General features: G+C 59.2%; 19 protein-coding genes and 2 tRNA genes. 15 read left to right on the top strand and 6 right to left on the bottom strand.

Going from position 1 to position 21390, the window contains the following annotated elements; all coding sequences use genetic code 11:
• The coding region (locus VN887_10585; protein ID HXT40455.1) for a DUF6253 family protein at positions 1 to 251 on the top strand (251 nt) is incomplete at its 5' end.
• 142 nt (positions 252 to 393) lie between these two features.
• On the opposite strand, the gene VN887_10580 is transcribed toward VN887_10585, so the two are convergent.
• The 4 genes from VN887_10580 to VN887_10565 all read right to left on the bottom strand — a co-directional run bounded on the left by VN887_10580 (position 394) and on the right by VN887_10565 (position 4335).
• Positions 394 to 477, bottom strand: a tRNA-Leu gene (locus tag VN887_10580).
• 49 nt (positions 478 to 526) lie between these two features.
• Positions 527 to 2221: a D-aminoacylase gene (locus tag VN887_10575; GenBank protein ID HXT40454.1), complete on the bottom strand. Its 1695-nt coding sequence runs from the start codon at positions 2219 to 2221 to the stop codon at positions 527 to 529.
• 4 nt (positions 2222 to 2225) lie between these two features.
• Positions 2226 to 2843 (bottom strand): LysE family transporter, encoded by a 618-nt coding sequence (locus VN887_10570; GenBank protein HXT40453.1) that lies wholly within the window; start codon positions 2841 to 2843, stop codon positions 2226 to 2228.
• A gap of 7 nt (positions 2844 to 2850) precedes the next feature.
• Positions 2851 to 4335 carry a DUF2851 family protein gene (locus VN887_10565; GenBank protein ID HXT40452.1) on the bottom strand — a complete coding sequence of 495 codons (1485 nt, stop codon included), beginning with the start codon at positions 4333 to 4335 and terminating at the stop codon, positions 2851 to 2853.
• A gap of 267 nt (positions 4336 to 4602) precedes the next feature.
• On the opposite strand from VN887_10565, the gene VN887_10560 reads away from it, so the two are divergent.
• The 6 genes from VN887_10560 to VN887_10535 are packed head-to-tail and all read left to right on the top strand — an operon-like array spanning position 4603 to position 14151.
• Entirely contained in the window at positions 4603 to 5937 is a 1335-nt protein-coding gene (locus tag VN887_10560; GenBank protein ID HXT40451.1) for a trypsin-like peptidase domain-containing protein, read from the top strand.
• Between the two features lie 55 nt (positions 5938 to 5992).
• Positions 5993 to 6958, top strand: a complete 966-nt coding sequence (locus tag VN887_10555) for an ATP-binding cassette domain-containing protein (GenBank protein ID HXT40450.1) — start codon at positions 5993 to 5995, stop codon at positions 6956 to 6958.
• A complete protein-coding gene (locus VN887_10550) occupies positions 6958 to 7716 on the top strand; it encodes an ABC transporter permease (protein ID HXT40449.1) in 759 nt (252 codons plus the stop codon). The genes VN887_10555 and VN887_10550 overlap by 1 nt, the downstream gene beginning before the upstream one ends.
• A gap of 1 nt (position 7717) precedes the next feature.
• Positions 7718 to 9175 (top strand): GldG family protein, encoded by a 1458-nt coding sequence (locus tag VN887_10545; GenBank protein ID HXT40448.1) that lies wholly within the window; start codon positions 7718 to 7720, stop codon positions 9173 to 9175.
• Positions 9176 to 9197: 22 nt separating this feature from the next.
• Complete coding sequence (locus tag VN887_10540; protein ID HXT40447.1) at positions 9198 to 11012, top strand: DUF4340 domain-containing protein; 1815 nt, start codon at positions 9198 to 9200, stop codon at positions 11010 to 11012.
• Position 11013: 1 nt separating this feature from the next.
• A complete protein-coding gene (locus tag VN887_10535; protein HXT40446.1) occupies positions 11014 to 14151 on the top strand; it encodes an AsmA-like C-terminal region-containing protein in 3138 nt (1045 codons plus the stop codon).
• A gap of 14 nt (positions 14152 to 14165) precedes the next feature.
• Here VN887_10535 and VN887_10530 read toward each other — a convergent pair whose 3' ends face one another.
• The gene (locus VN887_10530; protein ID HXT40445.1) at positions 14166 to 14990 is read right to left on the bottom strand and encodes an undecaprenyl-diphosphate phosphatase; all 825 of its coding nucleotides are present in this window, start codon (positions 14988 to 14990) and stop codon (positions 14166 to 14168) included.
• A 93-nt stretch (positions 14991 to 15083) separates the two neighbouring features.
• On the opposite strand from VN887_10530, the gene VN887_10525 reads away from it, so the two are divergent.
• The 8 genes from VN887_10525 to VN887_10490 all read left to right on the top strand — a co-directional run bounded on the left by VN887_10525 (position 15084) and on the right by VN887_10490 (position 20859).
• Positions 15084 to 15383: a Dabb family protein gene (locus tag VN887_10525; GenBank protein ID HXT40444.1), complete on the top strand. Its 300-nt coding sequence runs from the start codon at positions 15084 to 15086 to the stop codon at positions 15381 to 15383.
• Positions 15384 to 15447: 64 nt separating this feature from the next.
• A tRNA-Gly gene (locus VN887_10520) sits at positions 15448 to 15524 on the top strand.
• A gap of 154 nt (positions 15525 to 15678) precedes the next feature.
• Complete coding sequence (locus tag VN887_10515) at positions 15679 to 16293, top strand: hypothetical protein (protein HXT40443.1); 615 nt, start codon at positions 15679 to 15681, stop codon at positions 16291 to 16293.
• Between the two features lie 114 nt (positions 16294 to 16407).
• Positions 16408 to 16767: a hypothetical protein gene (locus VN887_10510; GenBank protein ID HXT40442.1), complete on the top strand. Its 360-nt coding sequence runs from the start codon at positions 16408 to 16410 to the stop codon at positions 16765 to 16767.
• Between the two features lie 35 nt (positions 16768 to 16802).
• Positions 16803 to 17507, top strand: a complete 705-nt coding sequence (gene rnc, locus VN887_10505) for a ribonuclease III (GenBank protein HXT40441.1) — start codon at positions 16803 to 16805, stop codon at positions 17505 to 17507.
• Between the two features lie 85 nt (positions 17508 to 17592).
• Positions 17593 to 18240 carry an ATP-dependent Clp endopeptidase proteolytic subunit ClpP gene (clpP, locus tag VN887_10500; protein HXT40440.1) on the top strand — a complete coding sequence of 216 codons (648 nt, stop codon included), beginning with the start codon at positions 17593 to 17595 and terminating at the stop codon, positions 18238 to 18240.
• A 70-nt stretch (positions 18241 to 18310) separates the two neighbouring features.
• Entirely contained in the window at positions 18311 to 19588 is a 1278-nt protein-coding gene (gene clpX, locus VN887_10495) for an ATP-dependent Clp protease ATP-binding subunit ClpX (GenBank protein ID HXT40439.1), read from the top strand.
• Positions 19589 to 19677: 89 nt separating this feature from the next.
• The gene (locus VN887_10490) at positions 19678 to 20859 is read left to right on the top strand and encodes an aminotransferase class I/II-fold pyridoxal phosphate-dependent enzyme (protein HXT40438.1); all 1182 of its coding nucleotides are present in this window, start codon (positions 19678 to 19680) and stop codon (positions 20857 to 20859) included.
• Position 20860: 1 nt separating this feature from the next.
• Here VN887_10490 and VN887_10485 read toward each other — a convergent pair.
• Positions 20861 to 21390, bottom strand: a 530-nt coding sequence (locus VN887_10485; protein ID HXT40437.1) for an ABC transporter, incomplete at its 5' end; no start/stop codon positions are given.

Below are 21390 nucleotides of genomic sequence, written 5' to 3'. Positions count from 1 at the left end.
TGATAAAACCAAGACATGTTATGAATGAAAGAATCGTTCAAATAATTCCCGCCGATGGCTGGTTTGCCGTCTTCAAGATGGATGACGAAGCTGAACTGACCCTGCCGCTTAATTGCTGGGCCTTGTTTCAAGATGAAGCCGGCGCATCGCGGGTGGAAGGTTTGTATGTTGATGCGGCCGGCGATTGCACCGCTGCAAAAGCCGCCTCAAACTTCCTGCGTTACAAACGCGCACCGGCCACAACAGTGTGATCAAAAGCGCAATTGGATTTCCCGCAGTCAGGCCAGCCTTGCGCGCCAAAAAGTGCGCGGATTCGCGTTTACGAGTTTCGGAATTTGAAATTGCGGAAACCACACGGAATCATTGCAGCTCTTCAGAAGAGTTTCTAAAAATTGGTGCGCACGAGAGGACTTGAACCTCCACGCCTTTCGGCACCAGATCCTAAGTCTGGCGTGTCTGCCATTCCACCACTCGCGCAGCCCAGCGAAGATGCTCGCTTGCCGGCCCAATCTCAAGCCGGTTCTGGTCACTGCTTTTTCCACCCCGGCCCCCGTACCACCCGGCCCGGTTTCGCTCCGGTATGCCTGCCGTTCTTGAGGACCTGCACACCGTTCACGAAGACATGCACCATGCCCGTTGAGTAACGATGCGGCATCTCGTAAGTGGCGTGGTCCTGAATTTTCCCCGGGTTAAACACAATAACGTCGGCGAAATAGCCGGGCTTGAGCGCGCCGCGCCGATCGAGCTTCAGGTTCGACGCGGGAAACGAAGTCAACCGGCGAACGGCCTCTTCGAGTGGAATAATTTTTTCGTTGCGCACGTATTTCCCGAGCAGGCGGGCGAAGTTTCCGTAGGCGCGCGGATGGGGGTTCGATTTCAAAAAGAGACCCTCGGGTGCGAGTGATTCGGCGTCGGAGCCGAAACTCACCCAGGGCAGCGCGATTTCCCTGCGAACATTTTCCTCCGACATCAGAAAATAGACCGTGTTGACACGGCTGCCATCCTCGATCACGAGGTCCATCGCCGTTTCTTCCGGCGATGTGCCCCGCAGTTTCGCCACTTCAGCCAGCGTCTTTCCGGTGAGCGGCTTGAGCCTGTCGTTCTTGAAACCGATGAGCAGGATTTTTTCAGGAGAGCCGGCCGCGAGAAAAAAGTTTTCCCATTTGTCCGTCGGCGTGTCCATCTCGCGCCTGACCTGTTCGCGTATGGCCGGATCTTTCAGGCGCTTCGCCCACGCCTTGTATCCGTCTTCCTGGACCCATGGCGGCATTGCAGCGTCAAGGCCGGTCTGGCCCGCCGTGTAGGTGTACATGTCGGCGGTGACACGGAGGCCACCCGCACGGGCGGTTTCAATCTTTTGGATCAACGCGTCGAGCTTGTTCCAGTTCGGCCGGCCCGCGGCCTTCAGGTGGTAGAACTCGGCGGGAATTCCGGCTTCGCGTGCGATGTCGATCAATTCATCCGCGGCTTCAAGCAGCCGCGTCCCTTCGCTACGAATGTGCGAAATGTACATGCCGCCGTATCCGGAGGCGACTTTTGCGAGCGCGACCAACTCGTCCGTCTGCGCGTAAAAAGCCGGCGCGTAAATCAGGGCGGAACCGACGCCGAGCGCGCCTTCCTCCATCGCCTGTCGCACGAGCATCTTCATCCTCTCCAGCTCATCGGTCGTCGGAGGCCGGTCGGCATAACCGATTTCGTGGATGCGCACCGTGGTTGCGCCAACGAAGGACGCGATGTTGCAAGAAACGCCGCGTCGCGCCAGGTAGTCGAGGTATTCTCCCAGCGTTGTCCATTCAATTTTGTATTTGATGTCGCCCTGGCTTTCCGCCATCTCCTTTTTCATCGCCCCGCTCAACGGCCCCATGGACTCGCCCTCGCCCATGACTTCCAGGGTGACGCCCTGGCGGATGTCGCTCTGCGAACGTCCGTCGAGAATGAGAGTCTCGGTCGCCCAGCTCAACATGTTGATGAAGCCGGGCGCGACGGCGAACCCTCTGGCATTGATTTCCGTCCTGCCGCGGGCGTCGGTCAATTTACCGACGGCCGCGATGGTATCCCCATTGATCGCCAAGTCGCCGTTGAACGGCGCACCACCGCCGCCGTCGTAAATCGTGCCGTTCCGGATGACAACATCGTAACTGACTTCTGCTGCCGTCCCCGCCGCGGGAAGACGAAGCAGAAGAAGCACCGCGAGTCTCAGACAAAAGGTGCGGCTTCGCATGAAATCATTGTTTCAGACTGAAAATCGCCATCAATCCAAAAACGGTGATGACGACACCCGAGACGCGGTTCACACGGCGCAATCCCTGAGTGTCGAACTGGTTCCGAAACACGGCAACACCGCCGCACAACAACAGCCACCACGCTGCTGAGCCAAAGAACACGCCCGAAACCACCAAACTCGCGCCGAGATGGTTTTCCATCCTATTCCCCACGCCAAGCCCGGCGAAAACGCCCGCGAACAGCAGAATCGTCACAGGATTGGTCAGTGTAAGCACAAGCGTTGAACTATATGCGCCGGCGAGGCTGACTTTTCCCGGCGTCGCGGCCCGCGCGCCCGGCCTGGAGAGGAACGTGTTAACTCCGAGACAGCAGGGAAACAGGCCACCGGCGAGTCGAAGCAATATTTGGTGGCCGACGAAGAGGCTTGAAATGGCGGTCAATCCGAAAACTGCCACGGCGCCGTAAAAAGCGTCTGCGGTGGCCGCGCCGAGTCCGGACGCCAGCCCGGCAAGGCGGCCTTCCGTCAAAGTGCGGCGGATGCAGAGCACGCCGATGGGTCCAACCGGCGCGGCAATTGAGAATCCCACGATCACGCCCTTGACCAGAAAGGTTGTTGTCATTGCTCCGTCATTCCGCCGCGGTGGCGTCGAGGTTTCGGACCAATTCCGGAAAACGGCAGTTTTCGCAAAGCGAGTTCGAGTGGTCACAGAAGTCGCGCACAATTTGCAGCAGACCCTGTTGCCGGGCAGCCGTCCACGGAGCCCGGGCGTTCGCGCCCGCCAGCAAACGCTGCCTCGCCAGACGCAACAGGGCGTTGTCTTCCGACGCCGGCCAGGAATAGTAGCGATGTTCGGCCGCCTGTTGTAGCGTTGAATTCCTTCCTGCCTCGGCGCGAGTCCAAAACCATGGAAGGACCACGTTCACCGCCAGGTCCGTAACCCGGTGAGCGCCCAGTAACGGCTGTGGTTTGGCCATTCGCGCCGAACGAAGCGTCCAGTGTGATGACCAGAAGTCGTCTCGTCCGGCCTGGAAAACCTCCATGAGCGAACCCGACAACCCGCCGTCACTGATCTCGCTTGTAAACCAGCGTTCCAGCTTGTCCGGCAGATTCTCTTCCACCAACCAATGTGCGGCCAGCGCCAGCCTGCGCTGCGGATGATTGGCCGGGCGCAGTCCGTTGAAACGCCAGAGGGCGCGGGGGAGGGTCACGTCCACGAATTCCCCGCGTTCGCGCCACCAATGATCCCAGATGCGGCGGAGATAGTCGTCCGCGCCGCTCTGAGTGCGGGGCAGTTCCGCGGGCAGCATTCCGCTCACGCCCAGCAAACGCGCCTGCAGGGAAAGCACGGCACCGCGCTTGTTCGAATCGCCGGCCGCAAGCAAAGGCAGCAATTCCGCAACACGGCGCATCGGCCAGACGTTGTGCTTGTAACCGAGCGCGGCAAGCAAACCTTCCCACAACGCCCGTTCCCAGCCGACCTGGCGCGCGCGGGCCGCAAATTCCGACGCTTTGCGGCGCAATCGAATCCGCGCCGCCTGTTGCAGCAGTTCGCAAAGCGCGTTCATGGACAGGTCACGCAACGGGGCACTGCATCGCCCGGCGAGCAGGTCGGGAACGCCCGCATCGTGTCCAAACCAGGCGCTTAATTCATTTAACGGGGCGTCGAGCCGCAGTTTCAACGCAAGGGTGGGCACCGCACAGTGCGCGTCCGATTCCGCGTCCCAGACCACGTGGAGGATGACGTTCCGGTAGGCGGCGTTGCGGTCGTGGCGGTGGGCCCGCCAGCCGGCGGAATGCAAATCAATCTCGATGTCGCCGCTGTGCGGGGACGCGGTGCCGAATTGCAGAATTGCGTTTCGGAAATCAGGGCCGGCTTCGTGGTTCCAGAAACCGGGATGAAGAACACAAACTTGCTGGCCGTCCAACGTCCTCAGTTGCTCGCGTCGGAGCCGCTGGTGCTGCCAGATGTGTTGCAGCAACCGTTCTGGCGGTGCGGCGTCCACCGCCTCACGCAGCGCCGGCGCAGCCCGGGTGGATGCCCGCCACTGCTCATATAGGTTGGGTGCGATGCCGGACACCTTGCCATTGCTTTTCGGTTGTGGCTTTTGCAAAGTCAAGCGCACACAATGGCGCGAACAGTGACACTTCGCGTCCGGCTTGTATCACCGACCTAGTTTGGCTGGGCGGCGCGGCCCGCAAGGTTGATTTGCCTGCGCAATCCTTCACCATGCACGACTGCTCCAGGTCGGCGCCGCCGCGGCATCCAGGCATGTGGCCGGCAACGGATGCGATTTTGGAAGATTGAACGAACCCGCGAACGGTCTGTCGTGTTGATTGTAAGCACAGTGAAACAAGCAAGGTCATTTTGGCGGCGCGCCGTGCCACCATTGGCGCTCGCCGCCGTCGTGAACGTGGCGCCCACGACTTTTTCGCCTGCCGCAGAGGCGGATCTGCGGCGGGACGCCGCGGTTGAAGCTGTGGATCGAGTCATGCCGTGCGTCGTGAACATCGCCACGGAAACCGTCGTGGAGTATCGCGACCCGTTCGACCAGATGCTGCGCGAATTCTGGGGACCGTACTACCGACGACGGCAGCCCGACACCCAGTACAGCCTCGGTTCGGGCGTCATTATCGACGAGGATGGCTATGTGCTCACGAACCTCCACGTCGTGCGGCGTGCCAGCAAGGTCCGGGTCAGACTCGCCGACGGACGGGAGTTTGAGGCGAAGCCGATCGTCGGCAACACAGGCAAAGATGTGGCGTTGCTCAAACTCGTCACTCAACACAGTGAAAAATTCAAAGCAGTAAAGTTTGCCAAAGACGACGATTTGTTGCTGGGTGAAACGGTCCTCGCGCTGGGCAACCCGTTCGGTCTGGGCGGCTCAGTCAGCCGCGGCATTTTGAGTTCGAAGAACCGGCGCCCGTCAGCGGAAGACGAAACGCTGGACGTTGCCGACTGGCTGCAAACCGACGCCGCCATCAACCCCGGCAGCAGCGGCGGACCGCTCATCGATTTGCGCGGTGACCTGATCGGCCTCAACGTGGCGATTTACCGCGAGGGACAAGGCATTGCCTTTGCCATCCCCATCAAACAGGTCGCCGAGGCGCTCTCGGAGATTTTCATTCCTGAGGTGATCCGGTCTGTGTGGTTCGGCGCGGGCATCAAGTCCGGCGTCTGTCCGCTGGCGGTGACCGATGTGGAACCGGGGAGTCCCGCCGCAAAAGCCGGATTGCAGAAGGGCGACGAGATCACACAGGTCAACGGCCGGACTCCCGGGAGTTTCATCCAATGCATCGAGCTTATCAGCGCTAGCTCGGATCATGAAGCAATCCTTGCCGTCCGCCGGAACGGTGAACGGAAGGACATCAGGGTGCGAATGGTTCCGCTGTCTCAATTGGTCCGCCAGAAACTTGGCGCGTCCGTTCAGGAACTGGACAAAGATGAACTGGCGGAAAGTTTCGGTTTCCACCGCGGGGAAGGGCTGCTGGTGGCCGACGTCGAACAGGGCGGACCCGCCGCGCGGGCCGAGTTGCAACGTGGTTATCTGATCACCGCCATTGACGGACGGGCCACCACGGACCTGCTTTCCGCGGCCAGCGCGTTGATGGGAAAAAAACGGGACGAACGCGTTGCGTTGAGCGTCGTCGCGCGGCGGCAACGCGGCGCTTACGTTCAAACGCGGCAAGGTTCCGTCACACTTCGCGTCCGTTGAGTGACTTTTTCATGGCCCGAATCCGTCCTTGTTGGATAGACTCCGCTCCGTACCCATGAACAACGGCTTGATCATCGAGGTCGAAAACCTGACCAAGCGCTACGCCGGTCACACGGCGGTGGACGGTCTGACCTTCTCGGTTGGTCGCGGCGAGATCGTCGGCTTTCTGGGACCCAACGGTGCGGGCAAGAGCACAACGATGCGCGTGCTTTCGTGCTTCATGCCCGCAACTTCCGGTTCCGCGCGCGTTGCGGGCTTCGATGTTTTCAGCGAGGCTGACGACGTCCGACGGCGCATCGGTTACATGCCGGAAAACAACCCTTTGCATCTCGACATGCGGGTGCGCGAATACCTCAAGTTCCGCGCCCGGTTGAAAGGCCTTGGCATCCGGCGCAGCCGCGAACGCGTTGACGTTGTGATGCAACAGTGCGGTCTGACCGACGTGGGGCGGAAGATCGTCGGGCACTTGTCCAAAGGCTACCGTCAGCGCGTCGGTCTCGCCGATGCGCTCGTGCACGAGCCGGAGCTGATCATTCTGGACGAGCCGACAATCGGACTGGATCCGCACCAGATTCGTTCGGTCCGGCATCTCATCAAAGATCTGGCGCGCAATCACACGGTGCTGATCTCGACGCATATCCTGTCGGAGGTGGAAATGACGTGCAACCGGGTACTGATCATGCACCAGGGAAAAATTCTGGCCGCCGACACGCCGCAAAACCTGCAAAACATCATGAGCGACGGCGGACAGGTGATTGCGGAAATCGCGGCCCCGGTGACCGACCTGCGCGCCTGCTGGGAACAGATGGGTGAGGTCGAGTACTTCGACATCGCTCCGGCGGAAGGGGAATATTTGCGTTGCGCGTTGACGCCGCGCGCGGGACTGGACCTGCGGCCACTTGTGTTTGAACAAGTGCGGGTGCGCGGCTGGACCCTGCGCGAACTCAGCCGCGCGCAACATTCGCTCGAGGACATTTTCGTCCACATCACGCGGTCCGACCGCGACGAGGAGGCACGCTGATGCGGGTGTATCTCACCATGGTCCGGCGCGAACTTGGGGTTTTCTTTGCGTCACTCACCGGCTACGCGGTCATCGCGTCGGTCCTGCTGCTGCTTGGCTTGAGCTTCACCGGGATGCTGTCTTCGCTCAACGACGATCCCCGCGGCGTGGTGGAGCCTTTGACGGTCTTGTTCTACAGCACATTTTACTTCTGGCTGATTCTGCTGCTGATTACGCCCGTGATTACGATGCGTTCCTTCGCCTTCGAAAAGGGAACGGGCACATACGAGACGTTAATGACGACACCGGTGAGTGATCTGCAGGTCGTGCTGGCCAAGTTTACGGGCACGTTGCTGTTCTATATTCTGACGTGGCTGCCGTTGGTTGGCTGCATCGCGGTCGTGCGGTATTTCACTCGCGAGCCGACCGTTCTCGATCCCTGGACGACGGCGAGCACGTTTCTTGGAATCACGCTGATCGGCTGTCTTTACATGTCCATGGGTTGTTTCGCGTCGGCACTGACGCGGAGTCAGATCATCGCGGCGATGAACAGCCTGGTGATGGGCCTGGGGTTGTTCGTGTTGAGCTTGCGATCGCTGGTCCCGACGCCGTCGTCGGACTGGGCGGGGAAGGTATTCTCGTACATCTCGCTGAGCGAACACATGGAGGATTTTGCCCGGGGAATCGTGGACACGAGGCACATCGTTTTTTACCTGAGCCTGACCGCGTTTTTTTTGTTTCTGACATTCAAGGTGGTTGAAAGTCGCCGTTGGAAGTGACATGGCAAACCCTTCACCTCATAAGGCGAGCTTTTCCGCCGGAAGAAAATGGGTCATCGCCCTGAACGTGTTCGCTTCGTGCGCGGCGCTGCTGGCGCTGGTGCTGATGGTGAATTACCTGGCGAGCCGTCATTTCAAGCGTTACCAGTGGATGACCGACGAGCGGTACCAACTGTCGCCCATGACGCTCCAGTGGCTCGACTCGCTCACAAACCAGGTGAAGATCATCGTCTTTTTTGATCCCCACAGCTCGCTGTTCAGTTCTGTCAAGGGACTGATTAATGAGTACGGGCTGGCCTGTTCGAAACTCAAAGTGGAATTCGTGGACTACCTCAACGCATCCGGCCGCGGCGAACTCATCAGGACGCAATACAGGCTCGGTTCCTCGGCGGATGAGAATTTTGTCATCTTCGACAGCAACGGCAAGGTCAAGATCGTTTATGAAAAAGAGATGTCGGATTACGACCTGTCCGGCATCTTCACGGGCAAGGAAGCCCGCCGCACGGCGTTCAAAGGCGAGCAGATGTTCACCTCGGCCATCGTTGGCATCACGGACGCCAGGCCGTTCAAAGCCTACTTTCTGGTCGGGCACGGCGAACACCCACCCGACAGCGAGGACGACATCAATGGGTATTTCAAATTCGCCAGGGTTTTGCAGGACAAGAACATTTCCACGGAGACTCTGTCTCTGCTAACCAACGACGTGCCTCGCGACTGCCAGCTGCTCATCGTTGCCGGCCCGCGTCGGCCGTTGCCCGAGTCGGAGCTGGAGAAAATCGACAGCTATCTGCGCCACGGCGGACGGGCCTTCATCCTTCTTTTGAATCCGGGCATCACCGGCGTCAAAAGCGGGCTGGAAGGGATTCTGCTCAATTGGGGCGTCGAAGTCGGCGACCGGCTCGTCACCGACGAATCGCAGGCGAAGGCCGGCCAGACCCAGGTGCTCTATGTGGACAGCTTCGGCCAGCATCCCATCGTCCGGCCGTTGGTGGGTTCGCGACTCGCGATGGTGCTGCCTCATGCCGTGCGGCAGTTACCGGGTTCTTCGCGCACATCGGACACGGCCAAAGTCGTGGAATTGGCCTTTACGAGCGGGCTAGGGAAGGAGGTACGCAGCGTGACCAACACCGTCATTCCGCTGATGGTAGCCGTGGAAAAGGGCACCATCCCAGGTGTCGCCGCCGACCACGGATCCACGCGCATCGTGGTCGTCGGTGATTCATTAATGCTGGCCAACGCGCCCATCGAGTCGGAGGCCAATCGCGATTTTGCAAACCTGGCGGTCAGCTGGTTGCTGGATCGTTCACAGCTGCTGGCCATTGGACCGCGCCCGGTACGCGAATATAAAATCTCCATGACCCAGCACCAGATGGCGGCGGCAAGGTGGATCTTGCTGGGCGGTCTGCCCGGCGGCGTGCTGGCGCTCGGATTGCTCGTATGGGTGCGTCGACGCCGCTGATGGACACACTGGAACACCAACCATGAATTCCAAAGGCACCCTTTATCTGATAACCGTGGCGCTGGGCGTCTTCGCATATATCCTTTTCTTCGAGCGGCATACTCTCGACAGCGAACAGCAGGCGGCGCGCGCGACGAAACTGTTCCCCAATTTTGATCCTATCAAGGTCACCAGTGTGGAGATTCTCCGCTCGAACAGCGTCATCCGCGTCGAGCGAACCAACGATCAGTGGCGGCTGACAAGGCCGGCTTACCCGGCGCAGACGACCGCCATCGAAAACTGGCTCGGACTGTTCAACTCGTTGACCCGGCGCGCTTATATCTCCTCCGGAGAACTGCTCGCCCAGCCCGGCGGCATGGCGGCGTTCGGGCTGGAGGAACCGCAGGTGACGCTGACGGTCCAGTTCGGTCAGAAAAAACTGCGTCTCCTCCTCGGCGCGAAGACGCCGATAGGGGAAACGCTTTATCTGAAACAGGTGGGATCAGACGGCGTCCTCGTGACGGAGTCGGCATTGCTCGATCGTCTCCCGTTGTCCGATACCGACTGGCGTGATCCGACCTTTCTGCATTTGTCCGGGCTGAAATTCGACCGGATCCGCGTACGCGCGGGCACGCGTGAGTTCAGCGTCGAGCGCAATCCGACGAATCTCCTGTGGAGCCTGGCCGACCCGCGTCCGGCGCGGGCGGACAACAGCTTGCTCCAACAACTGCTCCAGAAACTGCAAAACACACCCGTCGGCCGGTTTGTCAGCGACACGCCCGGCGACCTTGATCCCTACGGGCTGCAGACCCCCGAAGTGGCGCTGGTATTCGGCCAGGGGACCAACAACGTTCTTACGGTTGAATTCGGCAAAAGTCCAACGAACGGTTCCACACAGGTGTATGCGCGGCGCTCCAACTATCCAATGATCGTGACTGTTCCAAAATCACTGGTGGATGAATTGCGCGTCCCGTACACGGATTTTCTGGACAAACGGTTGATCGAATTCGCGCCGTCGGCGGTGGAACGAATTGAGGCCCACGCCGCCGAGGTATTCGCGGTCCAGAAACAGACCAATGGCGCCTGGCGGATCGTCGAACCGCTCACCGCCCCCGCTGACACCTCTCTGGTGCAAGGATTGTTGAGCCGCCTGAACTCGCTGGAGGTCGTCGATTTGGCGAAGGAAGTTGTGACGCCCGAGGACCTGCCGACGTACGGACTTTCGCCGTCCAAATCACAGTACGTCTTGAAAGGCGCGGCGGCGGGCGGCACGAATCAATTGATTGCCGAGATTGATTTTGGCACCAACCAGGCTGACAAGATTTACGTGCGCCGCAGCGACGAGAATTCCGTGTACGCAATGCGCCTCGAAGACGCGCTGTCGCTGCCCAAGGCCGCATTCGAGTTGCGCGACCGGCGCATCTGGAATTTTACGACGAACCAGGTGACGGGCGTGACAATCGAGTTCAAGGGAAGGACCTACAAACTGCAGCGCGATCACAAGGGCAGCTGGAAGTTCACGGAAGGCTTCCAGGGCATCGTGAACCCGTTCGCGCTTGAGGAGGCGGTGTACCGCTTTGGCCAGTTGTGGTCGAACGCCTGGATCGCTCAGGGCTCTCGGGATGTCGCCCGATACGGATTCACGAATCCACCGCACAAACTGTCGATCGACGTCAATAATGGCGAGAAGCTACGCACATTTACGCTTGAATTCGGCAGTCAATCCCTCTCGGGCGGCCCGTACGCTCTGGTGGACCTTGAAGGCGAACGGACGGTGTTCGAATGCCCGTTCAAAATCTACGACGCCTATAACGAAGTGGTTCGTAGCCTGGTCGCATCTGCGGGTGCCGTCCCGTGATATGCCGCCGAGCGCCCAGCAAGGATTCTGTCGACGGTTTCGACTCTATTTTCGCCGGTGCCGCGTCTGCCTGTTGTTCTTCCTTTTCCTGCTCCTTGGCGGTTTGACTTACCTCAATCTGGTCGGCCTTCCCGAGTTTCTCAAAACGCGTCTGGTTTCCGAGTTGCGCGCACGGGGCGTGGATCTCCGTTTCACCCGGTTGCGCCTGCGCTGGTACCACGGCCTCGTCGCCGAAAACATTCGTCTTGGACGCGCGGACGACCCTGCCGGACCACAACTTTCCATTGGCGAAGCGGACCTTAAGTTCGACCGCGCCGCGCTGCACGCGTTGCGTTTCCAGGTCAGTTCACTCGTCTTTCACGACGGCCGGCTCGTCCTGCCCCTCCTCTCCACCAACGAGACCGCGGAACCGATCGTCCTGGACGATATCGCGACCGAACTCCGGCTGCTTCCCGACGACCGGTGGAGATTGGAACATTTTCAAGCGCTTTGCCTCGGCGCCAGGATCCATCTCTCCGGCACGCTGACGAACGCGTCGGCAGTCCGCAACTGGCGGTTCCAACCGACGACGAATCAGCCGCCCGGGTTGTGGCAGACACGGCTGCGCGAGGTGGCGAAAATAGCGCGTCAGATGAGATTCAGCCGCACGCCGGAAATCCTTTTGGAGGTGCGTGGAGATGCGCGCATGCCGGCCGGGATCAGCGCCGACCTTTACTTGACCGCGCTCGGCGCGGACACCGCATGGGGCAGGCTGGAAAAACTGCTGCTGATTGCCGAACTCAACCACCCATCCGGCAGTAACGGAGTGGGTCAGTCCGAATTGAAGCTGCAAATGAACAATGCACGCACACCGTGGGGGCAGGCGCAACTTGGCCGGCTTTACGTCCGGTGGGCGCAGGCCGTCACCAATCCTCTGCCTGCGAACGCATCGCTTGACTGCGAATTGGTTGGCGTCGACACGCCCTGGGGTAACGTGCCACACGCACGCTTCACAGGCCGGACAGACCGGTCACAGGACGGCACGGGTCCTTTGAGGACGGAACTCACACTCGATTCGGGCGCCTTCGAGTCGGAATGGTTGCAATCGAAAACAAATCGCTTCACCGTGCAGGTGATCCACTCCCCGGACGGCATTCTGCCCCGACAGATTGACTGGCAATGGACGGCGGAAGGGCCGCGCTCCCGCTGGGGCGGGGCCCGGAGTTTTCTGATCAATGGCCGTGCGGCCCGCGTGACGCCCGAGACTCCGCCAAACACCGGCGGTGCGCGGACGTGGTGGAAGGCGCTCGAACCGTTTGCAGTTGATTGGGACGCCCGGGTCGATGGAGTCGCGTCCACCAATGTCGCTGCGGACCGGGTGGATTTTTCGGGAAAGTGGCGCGCGCCGGAACTGGTCGTCGAAAAACTGCACGCCGATCTCTACGATCACCAACTTGACGCCTCTGTCCGTATCCATGCCGTCACACGGGAGGCATGGGTTCAGACCAGCTTCGATTTCGATGTGCGCAAAATTGAATCGCTGCTCACGCCGCGCACACAGCACTGGCTCAGTCAGTATGATTGGACGGAGCCGCCCAAAGTCAACGCACAGGTCCGTGTCATCCTTCCCGATTGGACCAAAGGACAACCCGACTGGAGGGCCGAGGTGCTGCCAACGCTCCAGATTGACGGGGAATTGCGGGCCGGGGCGGCCACGTTTCGCGGGGTGCAGGTTTTGTCTGCAAGGTCGCGCTTTACCTTCTCAAATTCGGTGTGGAGTCTGCCCGATTTCGTCGCAACTCGTCCGGAAGGGCAGATCGAATTCGCGCACACCTCCAACATTCAAAACCACGATTACCACTTCAGGTTTCGCGGTCAACTTGACCCGCTCGTGCTCAAACCCTTGTTCGAAGGAGAGCCGCCCCGCGGCTTCGACTATTTCAAGTTTCACGAGCCGCTGCTGCTCGAGGGCGACGCGTGGGGACAATGGCGTGATCCGGAAAAGTTCGGCGCCCGAGCGCATGTGAGCGCGACAAATTTTGTCTTTCGCGAGGTGCCGATCGGCGAACTGGACGCGTCCGTTCAGTTTACCAACCGGTTTGTCACGGCGACAGACGTGATGATTCAAAGCGACGGACCTCTTGTTTCCGCGTCGGGGGTCGGCTACGACATTGCGACCCAACGGATGTATCTGACCAATGCCTTCAGCACAATGGATCCGAAACTCATCACGCACGCCATCGGGCCTCAAACGGAAAAAACACTGAGTCCCTACACGTTTGCGGAACCGCCGACGGCGCACGTGAACGGCTGGGTCGAGGTGCGCCATGGCAAACAGTCGGATTTGCGCTTCGAGATCTCCGGCGGGCCCTTTACGTATTGGAAATTCAATGTGCCGCATATCGCCGGGAACGTGCGCTGGGTGGATGAAATGGTTGTGATCACCAATTTGCAGGCCGACTTTTACCGCGGAAAACTCGGCGCAGCCCTCCATCTTGACTGCACGGTTCCCCACACCGCGGACTTCAGTTTGCGCGTTGCCGTGACGAACGTCGATTTGCACCGACTTATGAGCGACGTTTCGTCGCCCACCAACCGCATCGAAGGCACGTTGAGTGGCAATCTCACTGTCACGAAGGCGAACAGTGGAAATTGGGAAAGCTGGAACGGCTTCGGGAACGCGGAAATGCGGGATGGTTTTCTTTGGGACATGCCGTTGTTTGGCATTTTTTCGCCGGTTTTGAACGCAGTCGCTCCCGGACTGGGCAGCAGTCGTGTGAGTGGCGGCAATGCCACGTTCACGCTGACCAACAGCGTGATGCACACCGATGACATGGAAATCCGTTCTCCCGCCATGCGTCTGTCATACAAGGGAACCGTGGACTTCAAAGGCAACGTGAACGCGCGGGTCGAAGCGCGCCTCCTGCGCGACGCCTGGGTCATCGGCCCGATTGTGAGCCTCGTCCTGTCACCACTGACGAAGTTGTTCGAATACAAAGTCACCGGCACGCTGCACGAACCGCATAAAGAACCTCTTTATATCCCCAAACCACTGATGTTTCCTTTCCATCCGCTCCGTACCATCAAGGAACTCTTTACCGAAGAAAAACCGGAAAAACCCAATCCGCCTTCAACGGAAAAATCACCACCAGGTAAATAATTCGTCGCGTGGATCTATCGGAAAAAAATCAGGACGACGGCGCCAAGCGCGATCCGGTACCACCCGAAACCGCTGAACGTGTGGGTTTGAATGTAACGTAAAAACCATTTCACCGCCGCAAACGAAACCACCGCCGCCACAATCGTTCCGAGAATTACCATGCTCCAGTTTTCCGGAGTGGTCCCGGCGGTCATAGAAATATCTTTGGTGTGATGGAGAGCTTTGAATATTTTCAGGCCCCCTGCGGCGAGCATGGTGGGGATGCCGACCAGGAAAGAAAACTCCGTCGCCGCCGGCCGGCCCAGACCCAATGCCAGCGAAAGCAGGATGGTGGAACCGGAGCGCGAGGCACCCGGGAATATCGCGGCGATCAGTTGACCGACACCGACGGCGAAGGCGATAGTCCACGTCACCTCATCACGCAGCGGCTTGCCACGCAGCCAGCGTTCGACCAGGAGAAATGCGATTCCGCCGACGATCAGCGCCCACGCGATCGGTCTGGGGTTCTCCTCCAGCTTGAACCCCTTTTTCTCCAGGATTAATCCTCCCAGGCCCGTAAGAGCGAAGGCGAGGATCAGTTTGAAGAGGTAATCGCGTGTCTCAGACTCGCGCCACCGGAACATCAACTGCTGGCAGCGTAACGAAAAAAGCGGCAGCACGGCGATCACCGCGCCGCACTGGATGACGATGTTGAACAGGTCACTCGGGTGACCAGACAGCCATTTCGCCGCGATCAGACACTTCTCGCCGATCATCAGATGGCCGGTGGAGGAAATGGGGATGAATTCGGTGATTCCTTCGATGGTTCCCAGAATGACGACGGCGATCCAGTCAGGCATCGGCTGTTTAGACGCGAAAATCCAGCGGCTGACAAGCGCAAAGCCTCAAGTTTTTCCTTCCTTCGTTTGCGTTCTCCGTCTTACGCTCCGTCCATGTTTTCACACGTCGTGATTTTCTGGACCGATCCCGCCAATCCGAAGGCGGGAGATGACCTGGTCGCCGGCGCCAAAAAGTATCTCGCGCCGATCCCCGGCATCGTTCACTTCCACGTGGGCAGGATGGCACCGAGCCACCGGCCGGTGGTGGATCAATCGTATCAGGTCGCGCTGAATGTGGTCTTTGCGGACAAGAAGGCACAGGACGACTATCAGGTCCATCCCTTGCACATCGAATTCGTGGAAAAGGTGTTCAAGCCGAACCGCAAAAAGGTTGTCGTCTACGATTTCGAATAGCCCGCGGGAAAAGAGAACTTGCAATCGGGATGGGTTGGCTTAATTTTGCGCGGCTTACACGGAAGCGAGCGTAGCTCAGCCTGGTAGAGCATCACGTTGCCAACGTGAGTGTCGAGGGTTCGAATCCCTTCGCTCGCTCCAATTCACCCGCCCATTCTGCCGCGGTCTCCCCGTTCTTGCGCCCGGGTTTGCAGGTGTTCTCCCGGCCTCGAGCCAGGAAATGAGATTGCAGTCGCGGCCAACGCGATGATAATGGTTCAGCGTCAGACCCGTTGATAGTGTTGACAGCATTTTCATGATTGAATGGAACATCCAATCCCGCGCACACGCCTGCCGCTCGTGCGGCCGATTGTTCGCCGACAAACAGCCGTATCACACTCTGCTCTTCGACGAAAAGGCCGGCTACGAACGACTCGATGTTTGTGAAGTGTGCTGGGCGGCGCAATTCAGCCAGGGGGCGACCAGTCGCAAGGGTTTTGTCTCGCACTGGCAGGGTGCGTTCGAGGTCCCGTCGGTGCGGCCCGAGCCGATTCAAAAGGAAAACGCCGAATCGCTGCTGCGCAAACTGGTCGAACAAAACGATCCGCGGCACGGCGCGGCCTGTTTCATTCTCGCCGTGATGCTCGAGCGCAAACGAATCCTGAAAGTGAAGGAACAGGTGCAACGTGACGGCCGTCGCGTCTTCATTTACGAGCAGCCGAGGACGGGCGACGTGTTCACCATAACCGACCCGGGCCTTCGACTCGATCAACTGGAGGAAGTGCAGCGTGACGTGGGGCACCTGCTCGAACATGGTTTGAATCCACCAACCGGCGAGGCGCAGCTCGTAGCGCCCGCCACTGGCGAAATCACCGGGGCAGCTTCGACAGAAACGATGGATGCGGCGGCCACCCCGCAAACGGCACCTTGAATGCAGTCATCATCACATCCAGAATGTTCGACCGTCAGCAACCGGGGCACGAGCGATGTTCTCGTCGGAATCCGGCGGCGACGCACGCTGGTTTGCGCGGGTATCACGGGGTGGATGGCCTTTTTCGCCGCCTTGACTGTCTGTTGCCTTGCAGCTTCTCGATGTGCCGTTTCCCTGGTTCTGGCAGGTCAGACACCCGTCAAGACCTGTCGAGTGCCGGCGGAGGCAGTCCAAGGCAATTCGCCGTTTACGCACGCGAAGACTTTTGAGTTTAGTTTGTCCCGCCTGATCGTCGGCGGTAATAATGAAAGAGTGAACTGCCATGGACGGCTTTCCGAGGTTTCCCGAGCAACAATGAATTACGACCATCCGCACCTTCCCGGCAACCTGACCGCCTCCGTCATTACGAAGCACGCCTTTACGCTCAAACGCGAAGGGAAGTTGCATGGATACGCCGAAACGCAATTCGCTTAACCCGTTCACAACACTGACAACTCGACGTTACGGTTGTGTCTGATCTGAACACCCTTCAAACCGGCCTCGGTTACTCGTTCCGTGATGAAAGCCTGCTGCGCCTCGCATTGACGCATCCGTCGGTCGCGCATGAGCAAGGCACCGCCGTGCAACACAACCAGCGCCTGGAATTCCTCGGCGACGCAGTGTTGCAGCTTGTCCTTACCGGCGAGCTTTATGAAAAATTTCCCTCTTTGGGCGAGGGGCCGTTGACCAAGGCGAGGGCTCAGATGGTCAACCGCCGCATGCTGGCCGGCCGAGGGCGCAGGTTGGGCCTGGGTGAACACCTGATCCTCAGCCGCGGCGAGGAAGGCAGCGGCGGACGCGAGCGTCCCTCGGCGTTGGCTGATGCGTTCGAAGCGCTGCTGGGCGCGATTTTTCTCGACGCCGGTTTTGACGCCGCGAGAGATTTTGTGCTTCGTCAGTTTCGCGAGGAGTTTGGTGAACTGGAAGTGATTCCAAACCTCGACAATCCCAAGGGTGAGTTGCAGGAAATGTTGCAGGCCAACTCGACGGAGGCGCCGCAATATCAGCTTGAGTCGGTCGCCGGTCCGGACCACGACCGCGTTTTTGAAAGCGCCGTATATCATCGGGGCGTTGAACTGGGCCGCGGGACGGGCAAAAGCAAAAAGGAGGCGGAAAGCCAGGCGGCGCTTGCCGCGCTGGAAAGTCTCAGACGGGACGGCGGGAAAAGGTCTTAGCGCGGCCGGTGCCTGCTTTGTGACCGGACCACGCTTGACGCTATGGTAGGCCTCCATTACGTTGCGCCTCGGTTTGATTCAACCTATGAACAATTTTCTGGTCCCGATGGTCGTCGAGCAGACCGGTCGAGGCGAGCGCGGCTACGATATTTATTCGCGTCTGCTCGTGGACCGTATCGTTTTCCTCGGCACACCGGTGGACGATACCGTTTCCAATGTCATCATCGCGCAGCTGCTTTTTCTTCAGATGACCGATCCAAAAAAGGACATTCACCTCTACATCAACTCTCCCGGAGGCAGCGTCACCGCCGGGCTGGCGATATATGACACCATGCAGTTCCTCACCTGCGACGTGAACACCTACTGCATTGGCCAGGCGGCCAGCATGGGCGCCGTGCTGCTTTCCGCGGGGACCAAGGGGAAGCGTTATGCGCTGCCGAACGCGCGCATCATGATTCATCAACCGTGGGGCGGTGTGCAGGGCCAGGCCACGGACATCAGCATTCAGGCACAGGAAATACTCCGCCTGAAAGACCGGATCAACGAGATCCTGGCCAAGCACTGCGGCAAGGCCACGGAGACGGTTGGTAAGGACACGGACCGAGACCGGTTCATGTCTGCCGACGATGCAAAAGCCTACGGACTCGTGGACGAAGTGGTGAAATCTCGCAAGGAAATCCCCGGTTTGAACGAAAACAAGGAAGCTTCCAAACAGGAGAACGTCAAAGCATGACTGTTTTGGAAACCCGATTCTCCATTCGCCCGATTCAACCGCGATCCATCGATCACCAACAGGAAGTGGAATGGCACGTCCAACTCAATTGACGCTCTGCAGCTTCTGCGGAAAATCACATGCAGAAGTCAAAAAGCTCATCCAGGGACCGGGCGTTTACATTTGCGACAGTTGCATAATCGTTTGCAAGAATGTGCTCGACAAGGAACTTCGCGCCGAAGGCCGGAAGCAAACGCTGAAGTTTAACGTGCCAAAGCCGGTGGAAATCCGGCGGCGGCTGGATCTTCATTGCATCGGGCAGGAGCACGCCAAGAAGACGCTGGCCGTGGCCGTGCATAACCATTACAAACGGATTCAAACCGAACACACGGCGAGGACGGATGACGACAGGGACTGCCATGGCGGAGTGGAAATTGAAAAAAGCAACATCCTGCTGATCGGGCCGACGGGTTCCGGAAAGACCCTGCTCGCCCGCACGCTGGCGAGGATTCTGGAGGTGCCATTCGCGATTGCCGACGCGACGACATTGACCGAAGCAGGCTACGTCGGCGAGGACGTTGAGAACATCATCCTGCGCCTGCTCCAGAATGCGGACTATGACGTGAAACGGGCACAAACGGGAATCGTTTACATCGACGAAATCGACAAGATCGCGCGCAAGACCGAGAATGTTTCCATCACCCGTGACGTTTCGGGCGAAGGTGTTCAGCAGGCGTTGCTGAAAATTTTGGAAGGCACCGTCTGCAATGTTCCGCCTCAAGGAGGCCGCAAACACCCGCAGCAGGAATATATTCGCGTTGACACAACCAACATCCTTTTCGTGTGCGGCGGCGCATTCGTCGGCCTGGAGAAGATCATTCAACGGAGGCTGGGCCATCGGGTCATGGGGTTCGGAGCCGTGAATCAAGCGCACCGAACAGCCTCGGTGGATCGCCGCGAGATTCTACAGTTTGTCGAGCCGGAGGACTTGCTGGCCTATGGATTCATCCCGGAATTCATCGGGCGCCTGCCGATGGTTACGGTCCTCGACGAGTTGACCGAGGAACAGTTGGTCTCAGTTCTGACGGAAACCAAAAACGCGCTGACAAAGCAATTTGCCAAGCTCATGGCAATGGAAGGGGTAGAACTGGAGTTTTCCGCGGACGCCTTGCGCGAATTGGCCGTGCAGGCGATCAAAAAGGGCACCGGGGCCCGTGCGCTGCGCGCACTCATCGAACGGTTGATGCTCGACGTCATGTACGACATCCCCGGCACCGACGACGTCGTGGCGGTGACCATCACGCGCCCCGCGGTGCTCGGCGAAACGAAACCCGTTGTCCGCCGGAAGCAAGACAAGGCCGCCGCCTGACCCGCGCCGCTGTCGTGGATTTTGCGATTGCGAAATCATGACGGTTGTCTTTCTACTCATTAGCAACGATAAGCATCGGCATCCACAAGATGGCTCCTCCTTTCCAGTCGCAGGACTTTATCGCCAGACACGTGCAGGGGATCCCGCGGTCGGGCATCCGCGAGTTTTTCGACATTGTGCAGGCGATGCCGGATGTGATTTCGCTTGGCGTGGGCGAGCCGGACTTTGTCACGCCGTGGCACATTCGCGAGGCCGCCATTTACGCGCTGGAGAGCGGGAAGACCAGCTATACATCCAACCTCGGGCTTTTGAAACTCCGCGAGGCCATCAGCGGCTCCGTCGAGAAGAAGTTCGGCGTCACTTACGACCCAAAGAATCAGATCCTTGTCACGGTCGGTGTCAGTGAAGCGCTGGACATCGCGTTACGGGCAGTGCTGAATCCCGGCGATGAAGCTCTGTATCACGAACCGTGCTACGTGAGTTACTCGCCGGGCATCACCCTGGCTCACGGTGTGGCCGTCCCCGTTTCGTGCGCGTCGGACCAGGGGTTTTCACTCACCGCGGAAGCCATCGAAAACGCCGTCACTCCGCGGAGCAAGGTGCTGGTCCTGAACTTTCCAACCAACCCGACCGGCGGCACCATGACCCGCGCCGGATTGCTCAAAATCGCCGAGGCCGTCCTGCGCCACAACTTGCTTGTTATCACCGACGAGATTTACTCGGAGCTGACGTTTGAAGGGGCGCACGTCAGCATCGCATCTCTGCCGGGAATGCGTGAGCGGACCATCTTTCTCCACGGTTTTTCCAAGGCGTACGCGATGACCGGATTTCGCATCGGTTACGCCTGCGGCCCGTCGGAACTGATCGAAGCGATGATGCGCATTCACCAGTATTCCATGCTTTGCGCCAGCGTCATCAGCCAGGAAGCGGCGCTCGAAGCGATCCAACATGGGGAGGAAGACACCGCAGAAATGCGCGAGCAATATCGCGCGCGCCGCAATTTCATCGTGGACGCCTTTAATGAAATGGGGTTGAGCTGCCACCTGCCGCGCGCCTCGTTCTATGCCTTCCCCTCCATCAAGAGAACCGGCCTTCGCTCCAAAGAATTCGCGGTGAAATTGCTCGAACGGGAAAAGGTGGCGTGTGTCCCCGGCAGTGCGTTCGGACCCGGCGGCGAGGGATATCTGCGTTGTTGCTTCGCGACCGCGCTGGACCAAATCGAGGTTGCCACGGCTCGCATGGCGCGATTTGTCGGCAAAATCATTGGCTAAGTCACCGTGCAAAGATTTGTCGGATGATGTCTTCGATCGGCACTTCTTGAATGTCAATGTCGGTGACGGGCAGCCCGTCCAGGAGCGCTTTGCAAACGGAAATCACGCGGTCGCGCTTCACCTTCAGTTTGATCGCTGCTTCGCTGTGCTCGACGACTTCACCAAACCGTTTCAAGTCTTCCCGCGGACATTGATTGGCTCCGCCACACTGGATCGTGATGAGTTTGAAGTCGGCGAATTTGTCCACCACTTCACTGAGGAGCCCATCGAAGGAGATGACGCCTTTGTCGATGATGATGACGCGTTTGCAAAGCTCCTGGATGTCCGCCATGTAATGGCTGGTGAGCAGGATGGTCGTCTTGTGCGTGGCGTTGTATTCGCAAAGAAATTCTCGGACGGTCTTTTGCGAGACGACGTCCAGCCCGATGGTCGGCTCGTCCAGGAATAGGACCCTGGGCTGGTGAAGCAGCGAGGCGATCAGTTCCATCTTCATCCGTTCGCCGAGGGAAAGTTCGCGCACCATCACGTTGA

The organism is Candidatus Angelobacter sp., from assembly GCA_035607015.1.
GTDB lineage: Bacteria > Verrucomicrobiota > Verrucomicrobiia > Limisphaerales > AV2 > AV2.
This window is presented reverse-complemented; position numbering and strand designations above follow the sequence as displayed.